This is a genomic window from Hyunsoonleella ulvae (assembly GCF_016827605.1).
Lineage (GTDB): Bacteria > Bacteroidota > Bacteroidia > Flavobacteriales > Flavobacteriaceae > Jejuia > Jejuia ulvae.
In genome coordinates this window covers 434,668-451,673 of record NZ_JAEPJQ010000003.1, presented here as the reverse complement: position 1 = coordinate 451,673, position 17,006 = coordinate 434,668, and the positions used below count along the sequence as shown (strand labels likewise).

General features: G+C 33.8%; 11 protein-coding genes. 2 read left to right on the top strand and 9 right to left on the bottom strand.

All coding sequences use genetic code 11. The features are described 5' to 3' along the window. Nucleotides 1-14 precede the first annotated feature (14 nt). Nucleotides 15-1,319 (bottom strand): ribosome biogenesis GTPase Der, encoded by a 1,305-nt coding sequence (gene der / locus JS605_RS10945; protein WP_203257761.1) that lies wholly within the window; start codon nucleotides 1,317-1,319, stop codon nucleotides 15-17. Nucleotides 1,320-1,395: 76 nt separating this feature from the next. Between der and JS605_RS10940 the strand changes: the two genes are divergently transcribed. Continuing rightward, nucleotides 1,396-1,902, top strand: a complete 507-nt coding sequence (locus JS605_RS10940; RefSeq protein WP_203257760.1) for a GTP-binding protein — start codon at nucleotides 1,396-1,398, stop codon at nucleotides 1,900-1,902. 148 nt (nucleotides 1,903-2,050) lie between these two features. On the opposite strand, the gene JS605_RS10935 is transcribed toward JS605_RS10940, so the two are convergent. The 4 genes from JS605_RS10935 to JS605_RS10920 all read right to left on the bottom strand — a co-directional run bounded on the left by JS605_RS10935 (nucleotide 2,051) and on the right by JS605_RS10920 (nucleotide 8,439). After that, entirely contained in the window at nucleotides 2,051-3,619 is a 1,569-nt protein-coding gene (locus tag JS605_RS10935; RefSeq protein WP_239000325.1) for a choice-of-anchor I family protein, read from the bottom strand. 83 nt (nucleotides 3,620-3,702) lie between these two features. After that, a complete protein-coding gene (era, locus tag JS605_RS10930) occupies nucleotides 3,703-4,587 on the bottom strand; it encodes a GTPase Era (RefSeq protein ID WP_203257759.1) in 885 nt (294 codons plus the stop codon). 116 nt (nucleotides 4,588-4,703) lie between these two features. Beyond that, nucleotides 4,704-5,438 carry an FKBP-type peptidyl-prolyl cis-trans isomerase gene (locus JS605_RS10925; RefSeq protein ID WP_203257758.1) on the bottom strand — a complete coding sequence of 245 codons (735 nt, stop codon included), beginning with the start codon at nucleotides 5,436-5,438 and terminating at the stop codon, nucleotides 4,704-4,706. 118 nt (nucleotides 5,439-5,556) lie between these two features. Continuing rightward, on the bottom strand, nucleotides 5,557-8,439 hold the full coding sequence (locus JS605_RS10920; protein ID WP_203257757.1) for a DUF5060 domain-containing protein: 2,883 nt from the start codon (nucleotides 8,437-8,439) through the stop codon (nucleotides 5,557-5,559). 68 nt (nucleotides 8,440-8,507) lie between these two features. Here JS605_RS10920 and JS605_RS10915 point away from each other — a divergent pair, with 68 nt between their 5' ends. Continuing rightward, nucleotides 8,508-9,800: a Kelch repeat-containing protein gene (locus tag JS605_RS10915; protein ID WP_203257756.1), complete on the top strand. Its 1,293-nt coding sequence runs from the start codon at nucleotides 8,508-8,510 to the stop codon at nucleotides 9,798-9,800. A 37-nt stretch (nucleotides 9,801-9,837) separates the two neighbouring features. Here JS605_RS10915 and JS605_RS10910 read toward each other — a convergent pair whose 3' ends face one another. From JS605_RS10910 to JS605_RS10895, 4 genes are all read right to left on the bottom strand, one after another. After that, nucleotides 9,838-11,259: a TolC family protein gene (locus JS605_RS10910; protein ID WP_203257755.1), complete on the bottom strand. Its 1,422-nt coding sequence runs from the start codon at nucleotides 11,257-11,259 to the stop codon at nucleotides 9,838-9,840. An 11-nt stretch (nucleotides 11,260-11,270) separates the two neighbouring features. Further along, nucleotides 11,271-11,948, bottom strand: a complete 678-nt coding sequence (locus JS605_RS10905) for an ABC transporter ATP-binding protein (protein ID WP_203257754.1) — start codon at nucleotides 11,946-11,948, stop codon at nucleotides 11,271-11,273. A gap of 180 nt (nucleotides 11,949-12,128) precedes the next feature. Beyond that, a complete protein-coding gene (locus JS605_RS10900) occupies nucleotides 12,129-14,540 on the bottom strand; it encodes an ABC transporter permease (protein ID WP_203257753.1) in 2,412 nt (803 codons plus the stop codon). A 35-nt stretch (nucleotides 14,541-14,575) separates the two neighbouring features. Next, a complete protein-coding gene (locus JS605_RS10895) occupies nucleotides 14,576-17,002 on the bottom strand; it encodes an ABC transporter permease (RefSeq protein WP_203257752.1) in 2,427 nt (808 codons plus the stop codon). Nucleotides 17,003-17,006 lie beyond the last annotated feature (4 nt).

The following is a 17,006-nucleotide window of genomic DNA, read 5'->3' as shown; positions in this document are numbered from 1 at the left end:
TTTATTTTGCTGAACTATTTTTTTCGCATGTAAACACTAATGGGCACACCATTAAACCCAAAATTCTCACGAAGTTTATTCTCTAAAAAGCGTTTGTAGGGATCCTTGACGTACTGTGGAAGGTTACAGAAAAATGCAAATTGCGGTTGCGGAGTTGGCAATTGCATAATGTACTTAATCTTTACAAATTTACCTTTATATGCTGGTGGTGGATAGTGTTCTATTATTGGCAGTAACACATCGTTGAGCTCACTCGTTTTAATTTTTTTAGAACGATTTTTATATACCTCCACTGCTGTTTCTATAGCTTTATAGATACGCTGCTTTGTTAACGCTGAAATAAAAACAATGGGCACATCTGTAAAAGGTTCCATTTGCTTTCTTATGGTTTTTTCGTATTCTTTTACAGATTTATGATCTTTCTCTACTAAGTCCCATTTGTTAACTAAAACTACAATGCCTTTTCTATTGCGTTCGGCCAACCAAAAAATGTTTTGCACCTGCCCATCAAAACCCCTATTTGCATCTAATACCAATAAGCAAACATCGGCATGTTCTATGGCTCGCACACTTCGCATTACGGAGTAAAACTCTAAATCTTCTTTTACTTTAGATTTGCGACGTATCCCAGCGGTATCTACCAAATTAAATTCAAAACCAAAACGATTATATTTAGTGTCTATAGAGTCTCTGGTTGTTCCCGCTATATCGGTAACGATATATCTATCTTCCCCTATTAGGGCATTTATAAATGATGACTTTCCTGCGTTTGGTCTCCCCACCACGGCAAAACGTGGTAATTCTTCTTCTACACGCTCTTCTTTTTCTGGTAAAGTTTCAACAAGTGCATCTAAAAGCTCTCCTGTACCGCTTCCATTTATACTCGCTACGGTGTAATAGTCGCCTAAGCCAAGTGCATAGAATTCTACGGCATCTTCAGCTCTCTTACCGTTATCTACTTTGTTAACCACCAAAAACACTGGTTTTTTTACCTTTCGTAATAAGCGTGCCACATCTTCATCCATTCCTGTAACACCTGTTTCTACATCCACCATAAAGATGATGGCATCTGCCTCATCTATTGCCAGTTCTACTTGCTTATCTATTTCGGCTTCAAAAATATCATCGCTACCAACTACATAACCACCAGTATCTATTAATGAAAACTCTCTACCATTCCAATCTGTCTTTCCGTAATGTCTATCTCTAGTTACACCACTTACGGCATCAACTATTGCTTCTCGTTTTTGAATTAAACGATTAAAAAAAGTTGATTTCCCAACATTAGGTCGTCCTACTATCGCAACTATATTTCCCATAGATATTTTATTGGGCACAAAGGTAGTATATAAAATTGAAGAAAAAATAGTAATTTACAAGTGCAAACCACTTTATATGCCAGCTAAAAACGATATTGTTTTAAGACCTCGATTTAAAAGAGAACTACAAGAAAACAATCAGTTTATTTTGGAGCGCTTCGAATATTTAAAATCTTCTCAAACCGCTTTTACGGTAACCCGAATTGACAACCATGTATTTATTAAATACCCTAAAAAGGATCAGCATTTTTGGTCCCCTCAACTACACTTGGAAATAGATGAGGTTGATGCCAACTCTTGCTTACTACATGGTTTATTTGGACCTAACCCTACCATTTGGACCTTATTTATGTTTTTACATTTTGTAGTAGCTTCTCTTTTTATTGCTTTTGCTATTTGGGCTTACACAAATTGGAATCTCGAAAAAGATTTCACGTTACAGGTTAGCTTAATGGTTATGATGATAATTATTTGGTTTGCTCTTTATTTCGCTGGCCGGATTGGAAGAGATTCTAGTAAACAAGAAATGTATGACCTATACACTTTCATGGAAACCGTGCTAAACGAAAAAAGCCTTAGTTGAAAGAGGATACAACCAAAGCTTTTAATAAACTAACTAACTCAAAGTTAACCAAACTAAATTTTGAGACGTACAAATATTAGTTTTTAAGATTACCTAAAAGTTACCTAATTAAGAAGTTATCATTAGGTTTTCTATTACAGGAGATACTTTATTTTGAATAGATATTTAATGTAGCATCATTAGGAAACTCATTAGAGACTACCAAAACTGTTTTTCCATTTGGACTATCTTCAGCATTTATGATTAACAAACCTTCTGGAGAGGTATTTCTAAGTCTTTGTACAAAAAACGGATTATAGATATCGTTAATATTATAAATAAGAACATCGCCACTTCTTTCCAAACCTATTACAGCAAATGTATTATCGCCTTCTGTAAAAGTTGTTACAGCTTCTGGCTCTGTGCCTTTGTCATCAGATCTGTTTTCAGGGTAATTTCCAAAATCATATAGACTCATTAGTGTAAACTCATTGCCAGAATCGAACAGTAATTTACCCTGAGTATCCCAAATTGAAAATGAACGCCCTCCGTAACCATATATTTGATCAATATCTCCATCACCATCGGTATCTCCATTGGCAGTAGTTACTTTTAAGCGTCCTAAATTTTCTTCTAGTTGAAGTGTTGCCGCATCTGGATAGGCTGTCGGATCTAAGGTTAGATCATCTCCCCGTTCTTCTTCAGAATACCCATCGTAATCTCTTGCGTCTCCTTCATTTGCGGTAATGATGTAGCCTGCCCCTCCAATTTCAAAATAGTCAATGGCATCTGGTTGATAAAAACTTAATACGGGCCAAAAATCAAGATTTCCAATAATGCCATCTTCATTACTTACATCAAAAGCTACTTCTGAAAAATCTTTTGTACCTAACGGATATATATCTGTAATGGTTTTAGTTTCAATATCCAACTTCGCAATTCCATTGTTTTCTTGTAAGGCGACAAAAGCCGTTTTAGAATCTGCTGAAACTGTAATATATTCTGGCTCTACATCTGTGCTTAAATCTGCTCCGGGGCCAAACACCCTAAATCCTTCTGCTTCCAGAGCAGCTTCCTTATCATTAAAAGCATCAAAATATACTTGTGTAGCTGTTTTGGTTTCTACATTAATTATAGTAATAGAACCTTTTGGGTCTACATCATAATCATCATTCGGTTCTCCTTCATTGGCTGATAGCACATATTTCCCATCTGGGGTAAATGTTACCATATCTGGTAATGCGCCAGCTGTAATGTTAGCATACGGTGTAGTTAAATTAGTTGTTTCAAAAATAACTACTTTACCATTATCAGTTGCTTCTTCTGCTTCAATAGCTATTGCTAAAAATCCATTTTTGCTGGCTACGGAATTTACATTACCTCCGTACTGGGTAACATCTATAGGCGTTTTTACTTCTGGACTATCAATATCTGAAATATCAGTAACCTCAACTTCTTTGGCTTCAGAATTTGTTGAAAAAATTGTTTTAGTTCCTGGATCGTATGCAGAAATCTCTGGAACTCCATCTCCAAAATTAATTTTAGCCTTTGTTGCAAAGTATGTTACATCCATTCCATCTTGGCCATCAGTACCGTCTTGGCCGTTAGCACCATCTTGACCATTGACTCCATCTTGACCATCTTGACCATCCATTCCATCTTCTGCACAGGAAGTGAAGGATAAAAAGGTGCCTAAAAGCACTATACTAAATACTTTAATTACGTTGTTATGTTTCATGATTTAAATTGATTAATTAATCAACAAATATGAAACTCGTTATTAAAACTAATGTTAAGGATTTTAAAAGTTACCGTTAGTATTTACTTGCTATTGTAACCAAAACGTTTCAGTTGGTTTTGATTGCTTCGCCAATTCTTGTTTACTTTTACGTATAATTCTAAATGAATCTGTTTACCGAAGAAAATTTCAAGATCTTTCCTAGCCTCTACCCCTACACGTTTTAAGGCACTTCCCTTATGCCCAATTATAATGCCTTTTTGGGTTTCGCGTTCCACCATAATTACAGACCTAACCCGAATAATGCTCTCCTCCTCAAAAAACTCTTCGGTTTCTATTTCTACGGCATAGGGTATTTCCTTTTTGTAATGAAGCAATATTTTCTCTCTTATTTTCTCATTAATAAAAAAACGCTCTGGCTTATCTGTTAATTGATCTTTAGGATAAAATGGAGGAGATTCTGGTAATACATCTAGAATACGATTAAAGACTTCTTTTACATTAAAACCTTCTAAAGCCGAAATTGGAAATATTTCTGCATTTGGTACTTTTTCAGCCCACAACTGTACTTGGCTCTCTAACTGCTCTTGATTTGAGATATCAATCTTATTTAATAAAAGTAATACGGGAATTTTGGAGTTAGTAATCTTTTTAAAAAATGCTTCATCTTTTAAATTTTGCTCTCCTATCTCAACCATGTAAATCAAGATATCTGCATCTTCGAAAGCCGACTTTACAAAGTCCATCATTGATGCTTGTAATTCGTAAGCTGGTTTAATAATTCCTGGCGTATCACTTAATACCACTTGAAAATCATCGCCATTTACAATGCCAAGAATCCTATGACGTGTTGTTTGTGCTTTTGATGTGATGATGGATAATTTCTCTCCCACAAAGGCATTCATCAATGTAGATTTCCCAACATTGGGATTACCAATAATATTTACAAAACCTGCTTTATGCGCCATTGTTTTAACTGTTTATTACAAATTTACAATCTAAAGTAATACAAGATATTCTATATAAAAAAACAGGAAGCAAATTTACTTCCTGTTTTTCATGTTATAATATGAGTATGTGTATCTTATTTTTCTAGAATCTCTATTAACTCTACTTCAAAAATTAATGCAGAGAATGGTTTAATTGCTCCTCCTGGTCTTGGGTTAGCTCCATAAGCTAATTCTTGAGGAATAAAAAACTTATATTTTGCACCTTCGCTCATCAATTGTAAACCTTCTATCCAACCTGGTATTACTTGAGTCACTCCAAATTCTGCAGGTTCTCCTCTATCAACAGAACTATCAAATACAGTTCCATCGATTAATGTCCCATGGTAATGTACTCTTACTCTATCAGAATCTGCTGGCTTCTCTCCACTTCCTTCTTTAAGCACTATATATTGTAAACCACTATCTGTAGTTAATACACCTTCATTAGCTACATTCTCTTTTAAGAACTTCTCCCCTGCCTCTTTATTGGCTGCATATTTCTTTTCAGTTTCTTTAGCAGCACGCTCTTGCTGTCTTTTCATGATTTTTTCGCGATTCTTTTCAAAATAAGACTGTATTAAGCCTTGCGCCATCGTCTTGTCTATAAGAACATCAGCAGAATCGAGAACATTTAAGTATCCCGCCATGAATAAATCATTATTAATACCTTCAAAACTAGATAAAACATTTTTTCCAACATCCATTCCTATGGCATAGCTTACAGAGTCTATTTCTGTTTTTAATGCATCTTTTGTTATTGCTCCTGGGTTGTTTTGACAGGAAGCAACACTTACAACAATTGCTAAAATTGATAATTTAATTAATCTCATAGTCTGTTCTTGTTTTTAATTGTCGCCAAATGTAACGAAATTAAGTACAGAAAAAAAAACTATTAACGTTCTATTTGGAAGATCGCTTTAGTTAAAAAATAGATTTTTACAATCTCATTTAAAGTGGTTTAAATTGGACATCTTTAGTTAAGATAAACTTATCTAACTCAAAACCGTCTTCTCTCATTGAAAACATTATTACATGATCTCCTGCTTCTTTTACGTCTAGATAAATCGTATTAGGTAAACCACAGTGGTTGTTTGGGACACGCTGTGCCGAAGACCACGCCCATGTATGTTTATCTTTACACAATTGAATTCTTTGTCCGCTTTCTGGCCAATGTCCATCCAACCCTACATGAACACCATTATCCTCTGACCCACTAGAAAAAGCTTTTACCCAAACATAATATCTTCCAGGCGTTTTAATATTTACTTTGTAGCCCACTATACCTCCAGTTCCCGGAATAGGATAAAAATTTTCTCCTCTAATCAGTTCTTCTTTATGTGTTATCCGAGTATCTGGTAACGCTTCTATGTAGGCCTTACCTGAGGCTTCTGCTGTATGATTGTCTATATTTAAGAATGGGGCATGCATTTCTTCATGTCTTACATACCATTTTCTGGGACTGTGATTGTTTGTATTAAGATGAAAATCTTCTGCCTCAATTTCAATGCTACCATTTGTTTCTTCTAAAGCATCCGCATTTTGTAAATCTTGATGGTTTAGTATTTTATTTTGCGATAAGGATATACTATTCCATCTTCCTCTAGACCACGCTGTACCTTCTTTTTCTGGTAGCTTTCCATTTGAATTTGCATTAGATGAAATTGTTAAAGTATCTCCCTTACTTAAATATAACACACCTAAATTAAGCTGTACTTTTTTAAAAGATTCTGATACTTGAGGGTTTTGTATCGTTTTTACTTTGATATTGTTCAACATAACGGCATAACTGGATTCTCCATCTTGTTCAGCCATGGCATCTAAGATTATATTATACATCCCTGTACTTCCAGTAAATACAATTTTTGCACTTGCAAACCCTTGCCTTTGATCTTCTTTTGAAGCTTTTATTGCCAACGCATTATTTTTCTTATCCTTGTAATACGTTACCTTATCTTCAACAATCTGAAAATCGGTTAACGCATTTAAAACCAGTGGCTGTTCTACAATCTTAGTCTTGGTAATTTCATTTGATACCTTCTTTATTAGAGCAACCCAATCGCCTTCTATACTTGGTGGTAAACCAACTGTAACCAATGCTCCTCCTTTAACAGATCTTATTTTACCTTTTCTTAGACCACCACCAACTCTTGGATTGTACCATCGCACCGAAAATTTACCAAAATCCTTTGTTAAATCTAATTGCAATTCTTCTGCTTTAGGTTGGTAAATAGCATACACCTCTCCTTTTTTTGCTAAAACAAAATCTGTATTACTTTGAGTTAAATCGTCTACAACCATCATATCTCTATATGGCAGATACATTTTAAAAAAATCTAAAGCATGTTTGGTTTGTTCCCAAAGCTTATCCCTAGAACGCCAATCTTCACACTTTAAATCGTTGTCAGAAAATTTGTAACCAAAGTACCATTCAACACCTGCTCCCCCTGCCATTAAATTGCCCCATAAAACATTGGTTCTCATATCATCATGATTTACATCATCAGCATCTGGTTTTGCACCTGTATGCGCTGGCCCTATTTCATCTAAAAATGCTATCCAAGGTTTGTTGAAATTTTTAGACGTTTCTATCCATTTTTTAGTGGTATAATGTACATCTTCAGGTTTTTTTATTTGCATGGATACGCCATCTATATACGGATATCCCAATAACGGATTTAATATATGATCTTGAGCATGCTCTGCTGCATGGGTATGGATTACCACAAGGTTTTTATACGGGTCGTTGGTTTTTAAATAGCGTGCCATAGCTTTTCTATCAGTGTCACTTTGTGCTTTTGGCGACCAACTTTGCCATCCATTTTCCTCGCCCAAATTCCATATTACTCCTAAATGATGAGAAAATCTAGCTATTAGCTCTCTGTAATACAATTTCCGTTGTGTTTTAAGCTCTCCAATATCCAACAACAATTCGTTCTCTGTTTCTTGGGTAATTATATGCAGTACCATACCTAAATTGTCCATATGATCAAAAACGATTTCCCATTGATCTAGTTTACTACAATCAAAACGGTATCGTTCGTGTTTGTTCGTCCATGGCCAAACATCATCACCATCTCCTTGAACGTTCATTGTTAGGAAATACACAGAGTTCATACCCTTTGAAGCTAGATAATTTAAAGCACCTATAATAGATTTTCCTTTCCCTTTTTTCCAAGTAGGGTTACCGGTTTTCCAATCTTTTGTGTGTGTTGTGTATTTATGGGACGGTTGTGTTTGATCGAATTCGTAATAAGCTAAAAAATTCTCTGGACTTCCTGCGCCTCCTTTTAAAAACACATCATTAGTACCAGCATGTTTTGGGTAGGATGTACCATCATAAAGAAGCCTCCCTTTTCGTCTAAAAACAGAACTTTCTTCGGGTGTATCGCTTACTGTAAATGTTCCTTTAACACCATTAAAGCCAATAGGATTACCTTCATAAATATTATCACTTATCGCAATATTTTTACCTTGCCTAAAAAACACCTCATATTCCCATTCCCCCACTGCATCAGGCACAAACCTAACCTTCCAAATATTTCCTGATGTGGCACTAGTCTCAGCTGCATTTCCATCTGCTGCAAAAAAACCAGGAACAGTAAACATCCTACCATTATTTTTAAATATTACATTTAGCCTGTAATTTAAAAACGGATTGTCCTCATCGTGCTCACCCAAAGTTTCCCCCTCAAAACTTAAAGTAAGTTTATGCCATTTTTTTAGATTACCCTCAAGCGTCACAGCGGAATCTTGAGCCATTAAAACACCCCAGTTAACAATTAGTAAAAAGATAAGCAAACAATTAGTGTGGAGTGTAAAAAAGCGTTTCATTGGTTTAGTTTTTATTGGACAACCAAATTAAAGGAATAAATTGTATTTTGTATTCAAAATCTCATTAAATGATACGAGATAAACTTTTACCAATTGTTATTTCTATTGGTTGGTTTGGATTAGGGTTTAACCAAAATGATACATGGATTGACAAAAATGAAAGTGAGGACTATGTTGCTAGGCACGAATGTTCTTTTGTACAAGCTGGGAACAAGTTCTTTATGTTTGGAGGTCGGGAACAAGCACAACAACTTGATGTTTACGATTTTAAAACTAACACTTGGAGTATTGGAGGTTTTGCTCCTAAAGAATTTAATCATTTCCAAGCTACGTTTTACGAGGGTTTTATTTGGGTTATTGGTAGTTTTAAAACCAATACATTCCCTAACGAAATACCTGCTGATCATATTTGGCTATACTTCCCTCCAACAAAAACATGGATAAAAGGGCCTGAAATCCCACAAGAAAGACGGCGTGGTGGTGCTGGCTTAGCTGCATATAACGATAAATTTTATTTGGTTGGTGGTAATACTAAAGGACACAATGGTGGTTATGTAAATTGGTTTGATGTTTACGATCCTATAACCAATAGCTGGACTGTTCTTGAAAACGCCCCAAATGCCAGAGACCATTTTAGTTGCATTATCGCTGACAATAAACTGTATACTCTAGGAGGAAGACATTCTGGTGGCGAAGGTGGTGTTTTTGCTCCCTTAATCGCACCTGTTGATGTTTATGATTTTAGCATCAACAAATGGACGAACTTAAACCATCCTTTACCAACACCTAGGGCTGCACCAAGTGTAGCTTTATTTAACAATGAATTGTTTGTAATGGGTGGAGAAGGCGAACAAAAAGGTCCTGCCTATAAGTTAGTTGAAGCTTATAATATTAAAACAAAAGTATGGTATAAAAAAGCTGACATGCATTATCCCAGACACGGTACGCAAGCTATTGTTTCAGGAGAAGGCATTTATATTGCTGGTGGTTCTCCAAAAAGAGGAGGTGGTCGCCAACACAACATGGAAGTTTATAATGATGACAATCCTAAAGGCAAAAAAATTATTGCTAGTACACTGAAACATCCTAAAGCAAAGTGTATTACTGCAGGAACAGAAGAATTGATTAAAATTAAAAGTACGGGTGGTAATTCAGGAATATTCATCAACTCTATAGTTATTAAAGGGAAACATAGCGATAGATTTGAGCTTCAAAATAGCTATGATCTAAAACTAGTTAAAAACAAACAAGACTTTCTAATTAAGGTAAAACACCTTCACAATACTAAAAATGATACTGCTGAAATCATTATAACCTATAATGGAGGTTTAAAAACAAGCATTTTGCTAAAGTCTACATAGTAATTATTTACCCTATTTCTTTTTAGAAAAAATGAAACTATATTGACTTCCCCCTGTAATACTCTAAAACCATAACACGTAAAATATATTCGTACTTTGCATTGGCTAAATTAACTTTAGAGTTATCTAAATTGTTTTTACTGGTTATGTAATTCAAAAAATTAGAAACACCATTGTTGAAACGTATCTCATTAATACGATAAGATTCCGTATATGCTTCCACCTGTTTTTGGATACTTTTATAGCGATTATAAACTGCCTCCATATCAAAATGAACTTGTGATATCGTATTCTTTATATCAAGATGTGTACGCTCCAATTCTAATATAGATTCTTGCACTCTAATTTTTTCTAAAGCTACATTGTTTTTTGCCCTAAACCCATTAAACAAAGGCACTCTTACCGCTACTCCCATTACAGTATTTAAATTATTATCTAATTGATCGTTGTAACTTATGCTCTCTGCCACAAACTGGGTTTGTTCTGTCATTACGGGAAAATCTTGTCCGTTTATTGATACAAAATCTCCTGTTTCAACAATACGCGTTCCTGAATTAGAAAAAATTTCTGCAGCACTCGAATAATTAGTATTAACTCCACCAAAAACAGATACCAAAGGCGTAAATTGGGCTTTAGTTGCACTAACGCCTTTCTTAGCTGCCTCAATACGCAAGGTATTAGCTTTAAATGTTACTAGATTCTCTAAAGCTTGTTGGTATACTTGGTCTGCTGAAAGTTCATATTTTTCTAAATCTAATAGAATACCCTCTGTATCAACATTAGTTGTATTTTTTATATTCATTAACCTCAGAAGGTTAAGTTTTGCATTATTTAGGTTAGATTCCGATTGTAGAACGCTAGTTTCATCATTGGCTATTTGTCCTAAAATATCGGCATAATCCGCTGGATTTCCAGACTCGTTTTCATAGAATTCTTTTTGAATTTCTAATTGCTTTTTTGTGGCTTGATATCGCTGTTGTGTTAGCTCTAAAATTGCTTTACTATTTAAAACTTGTAAATAAGCCAAAGTAACATTCAACACTAAATCTTGTTTAGCTGCTTCAATTTCAAATTCAGAAGCCTCCCTATTTAATTGGTTTTGTTTTGCAGTATTTAATAATCTAAATCCATTAAAAACTGTCATATTTAAACTTAACCCCATGTTAGAGAACGTTAATTCTTGATTGATAAAGTCATTCGTAAAGGGATCTATACTTCTTCCATCATTTACCCCTAAATTAAAATTACCATTAACATTTGGCAACAAGTTAGCTTTGGACTGTTGATGATCTATTTTTGCAGAATTAGCTCGTAAATTAGTAGACTTTAAATCTAAATTATTCTCTAATGCTACGTTGATACATTCATCTAAGGCATATACTTTTGTAGTTAAGTCTTGAGGGAAACTTGCCCAATTTATCAAAACTATAAATACTATTATTAACTGCTTTTGCTTCATGACTTTTTTTATTACTCTGAGACTATTTTCCCATCTAGTAGATTTATAATTCTGGAACCATAAGAGGCGTTTTTCTCTGAGTGGGTAGCTTGTATAATAGTAACCCCTTCTTTATTCAATTCTGAAAACAACTCCATAATTTCCATGCTTTGCTTTGAGTTGAGATTGCCTGTGGGTTCATCAGCTAAAATCAACTTTGGCTTTCCAATTAATGCTCTTGCTATGCCAACCAATTGCTGCTGGCCTCCGCTTAGTTGCATAGGAAATAAATCCTTTTTACCAACGATATTAAAACGATCTAGCATATCGGCCACTAAAGCTTTACGTTCAGCTGATTTTATATTTTTATACAGAAGTGGTGTTTCAATATTTTCCCAAACATTGAGCTCATCAATAAGATGATAGGCTTGAAATACAAAACCAATATATTCTTTATATAATTTAGATCTATTTCGTTCTTTCATACTATGTACAGGTTCTCCAAGAAAGACATAACCACCTCCTGTAAAATTATCTAACATCCCTATACAATTTAACAAGGTAGATTTACCAGAACCTGATGGCCCCATTAGAGATATAAATTCGCCTTCTTTAACTTCCATATTAATGGTATCTAATAAGGCTATTTTATTACTACCAGAATTAACTTCTCTTGTAGCTTGACTTAATTTTAGTATTGTATTTGCCATTAAAAATATTTTAGAAATTACGATTAACTATAATTTTAAACTTTTTGTACAATGTTTATATGGTAAAGATGATGCCAAAAAACCAAACAACTAATAATCAGATGTTTAAAATTAATTCCACATATAAAAGTGTTCGTTTACGATACACATCTTGTTCATAAACGAACACAAAGGTTGCGTTTATTCAGAGCGCAAAGCATTAACTGGTTTAGCCATTACTGTTTTTAAAATCAAAACGGCTATTAATAAAGTTGTTATGAAAAAAAGAATAAATGTAGACACAATAAATGGCTGTGGAGATATATCCACTTTATACTCAAAATTATTCAACCATTGCTTTGTAAAGTAAAACGCCAATGGTATGGCTATCGCTGAAGCAATTATAATTGTACCGCTAAACTCTTTTAGAAACAAGACTATTATACTAATTTTAGACGCCCCCAATACTTTTCTAACCCCTATTTCTTTTACTCTCTTATGCGCACTTAATGATACCAAACCAACTATACCTAGAAGTATAATAATTAACGATAATAATGAAGCGTAATACACCGTTTTTTTAAACCTAATTTCAGAAGCATATAAATTCTGTAGGGTATCGTCCATAAATTGATAATCAAAAACAGCATCCGGCAGCAGAGCATTCCATTTCTCACGAATATTGGCAACCGCAACCTCTAGATTACCCTGCTTTACCTTAAGACTTAAATAGCGGTATCGAGGAACCGTTTTTAGATTAAAAAACACTAGTGGCCCTATTTTTTTGTTCATGGTATCAAAGTGAAAATCGCTAACAACATTTTGTATCATATAATCGTAAGCATCTTCTCTAATTTTTATGCGCTTTCCAATAGCATCAGCTGGATTTTCCCAACCAAATTTTTTGGCAGCACTCTCATTAATGCTTACCACAAAATTGTTTTCTGGAGATAGTTTTAAATGTTCTTTTACAGCAATTTCGTAAGTACTAAAAAAATGATGATCAACGACCAACGACTTTATTGGAATAGCATTGTTTTCTGGCGCACCTACACGTTGCATAGAAAAGCTGCCCCCAAAATTCCCATTTGGAATTTCATAGGACACAGATGCTTTATTTATTTGGGGCATACTCTCAAATTCATGCCGAATAGATTCCATTTTATTTACTCCTTTTTCAGACCAATCTCTTGGTGTTTGTATGGTTAGGATATAATCTTTACTATAGCCTAAATCTTTTTCAAAAAAGTAATTTACCTGTTTAGTTATTATAAAAGCACAAATTAGAATTAACAAAGAAATAGCAAACTGGAACCCTACTAATGATTTTTGTTGCGTTGTGTTTTTTATCTGTAGTTTTCCTTTTAAAACTTGTATGGTTTTTAGTGATGATAATATAAACGCAGGATAAAAACCAGCTAGTAAACTTATTACTACAACAAAACCAATAATGATAAAAATTGCAACATGCGAAAACGTATTTAAAGTTGGGATTTCAGCGTTTAGAAGTTCAACAAACATTGGCCTCATAACAACATAAGCACCTAGTGCTATTACTGTAGCAAATAAAACCAAGACAAAAGATTCTATTAAAAATTGAAATATTAGCTGTTTACGCTCTCCTCCTAACACTTTACGCATCCCTATTTCTTTTATTCTACTTCCAGACATACTTAAAGAGATATTTATAAAATTGATAATAGCCATTAATAGTATAAACAAACCTATTATAGAGAGCGTATATAGCATACGTTTTACCCTTCTATTATCTTTTTCTAAATAAAAATCAGTAAGCAACACAGGACTCACGCTTAGATGCTTCTTAAAATTTTCTGGAGCATGCTGCGCTATTAAATTATTAATAGGCTCTTGTATATCTTTTGGGTTAACCCCTTTATTCAACTCAATAAATGAGGGGATATACTTATTATTCCAATTCTCTAAATCTCCTCTATTAAAAAAATCTCGGTTGCTACGTGGGATAAAAATTTCAGGCATCAAATCTGTCTTAATAGCATTTTCACTATTTAAATCTATAACAGAGTTTTTAGGAAGTGCATCAAAAACACCTGTAATACTAAAATTATGTTTCTCACTATTGTAGTTTTCTAAAGTAATTGTTTCGCCAACAACATTAGTTTTTCCAAAAATGCTAAGTGCTACATTTTTAGTGATAACAACAGAATAAGGATTTGTTAATGCCGTTAGATTATTACCATATAACAACTTAAAGCCATACATGGTAAGTAGTGATGGGTCTGATAAATGTACATACTTTCTAAAACGCTTGTCATCTTTTGAAACTAAAGATGTTATACCATCAAACCTGTAGTAATTTGCAACTAAATGTGGATATTCTTCCTTTAAACGCTTTGCCAATGGAGCCAATGTTGTGAAATCCAATCCCATATCAGGCTTTTCCCAATGACTTAAAAGAATGTATTGCCTATTGGAATTTTTAAGATTATTATTTACCTGTAATTCTCCCCATACATAGGCACTGATTAATAATGTAAAAGCAATACCCGTAAATAGTCCCAATATATTAATGGCACTGTAAAAACGATACTTTCTGAGATTCCGCCAAGCGATTTTAAAATAATTTCGCAGCATAATAATTTGTTCTTTGATTGATTAATTCATAATATTTATTCAGATCTCAAACTATTTACAGGATTCATTAAAGCAGTTTTAACCGTTTTAAAACTTATTGACAATAGCACAAGTAAAAACACTAAAAAAATTGGTAGTACAAACATCCAAATGTTTAAATCAATTTTATAAGCAAAGTTTTTTAACCAATTTTGCAACAACAAATAAGTAATAGGCACGCTGATAATTACTGAAATTAACACAGTTTTTAAGGCATCTTTAGAGAGGAGAATCAAAATTGTTGCAGTACTAGCTCCTACAACTTTTCTAATACCAATTTCTTTCTTTCTTTTAGCCACTGAAAAAGATGCTAGTCCCAACAAACCTAAACATGCAATTAGCATAGAAAACGCAGTAAGAATCATAAACACACTTTTAAAACGATCTTCTGCCTTAAATTGTTTATCGTACTCCTGATCCATAAAAAAATAAGAAAATGGGGCTCCTGGATAAACAGTACTAAATGCTTCCCTAACTTGTTTAAGATTTTCTGTTGGAGAACCTCCTGAAAATTGTACTGTTGCTAAACTTCCAAAATAATTATTAAATATGTGAATCATAGGAAGCATAGGAGATTTTGGGGATTGCTGGTGGTAATTTTTAACCACGCCTTTAATATTCCACTCTGCTCCCCAAAAAGACAATTTTTTACTGATAGCATCTTCTGGATTGGTAATATTCCATTTTTCAAGCGCTTTTTCATTAACAATAACATCCCGTTTTTGAGGTGTTGTACCTTCATCAAAATTAGTACCTGCTGACATCTCTACACCTAACAACGGCACATAATCTTTATCAATAAATGTGAGATAGAAATTATGATATGCATCTGGTGTTGTTCCAGTAATTCGTATATCTGCGGTAGTTGATAAAGCTCCCGAAGGCTGACCAGGCACTGTATGCGATAACGCTACTGTCTTAACATTAGAGTTTGCCAATAAATTTTGTTTAAATGCTGAATAATTTTGAGCTGCATTTTTTGCTGGTGCTTCCACTACTATACTTTGCTCTACATTAACTCCCCGATCTAAAGCTCGTAAAAAATCAATTTGCTCGTTTACTGTAAATGTTTGAATCAATAAAATTGTAGTTATTGCAAATTGAAAAACCACAAGACCTTTTCGCAATAGATTTCCTTTTATTGAATGTGAAAAACTACCTTTTAAAATTGTAGAAGGTTTAAATGATGATAGCACAAGAGCTGGGTATAAACCTGAAAGAATACCTCCAAAAACAATAAACACCAATAACAATAGCCAAAAGGATAAATTTGAAAATAAAATAAAGTTCTCTGGTAATCCAGCCAAAGCCAAAAATTTAGGTTTTACTAAGGCAACTAACCCAATAGCTAAACCTCCAGCTAGAATATTTAACATAATAGATTCTACTAAAAATTGAATTCGTAATTGACTTTTAGTTGATCCTAATACTTTTTTAACACCTACTTCTTTAGCTCTATCGAGTGCTTGAGATGTTGTTAAGTTTATATAATTTACAAAAGCACTTATTATAATTAAAACCGCTACTGCGAAAAGAAAATAAACAGAACTAGCATCCCCATTGGGTTCTGGTTCAAAGGTTTTTTTAGAATACAGATGAATATCTGTTATCTTTTGAGCAACTATAGCTTCACTTTTAATTTTTTCCTCAGCGATTAACTTCTTTGTAAAACCATCCAGTGAGACTACAAAATTATCATAATTGGTACCATCAACTAACTGTGCATACATATAGGAATTATTGTTATCCCAATTATCTTTCTTTTCTCCATGTCTTCTTAGCATTTCAGGATCAGAAAGCATTGTAGGATAAGAGATAAGCATATCATATTTAAGGTGTGTATTTGCTGGACTGTCTGGAGTTACACCAACTATATTATACAGAATATTACCGTTAACTCCAGGAGATTTTATTACCTCTCCAACCACATCGGTTCTATTGAAATACTTTAATGCTATAGATTCAGTTATAACTGCTTCATTAGGCTTTTCAAAAATATTATTTATACTCCCATACGTTAGAGGCGTATTAAATATTTGAAAAAAGTCTGCATCTACTGCATAAAGTTCCTTCATAAGAAATTGTTTTTCCTCAATCTGCATAGGTGAGTTAGGTTCGCCTATAGCATAAACCCTTGTATACTTCCCTACCTCTGGCAGTTCTTTACTTATACGAGGTCCAACAGCTGGGTACATCTCACTATCCTGGGTTGTTACAGTATTTCCTGTTAAGTAATTTAAGGTAAGCCGTACTGTTCTATCAGCATTAGGATGCATCTCCTCGTAACTTCTTTCAAATTGCACATATTGCGCTATAAGTAATGTTATAGCAAAACCTGTTGCTAAACCTAATAGATTAATAAATGTTAAACTCTTATGCCGCAAGAGATTCCTAAATGCTATTTTTATATAGTTTTTTAACATGATT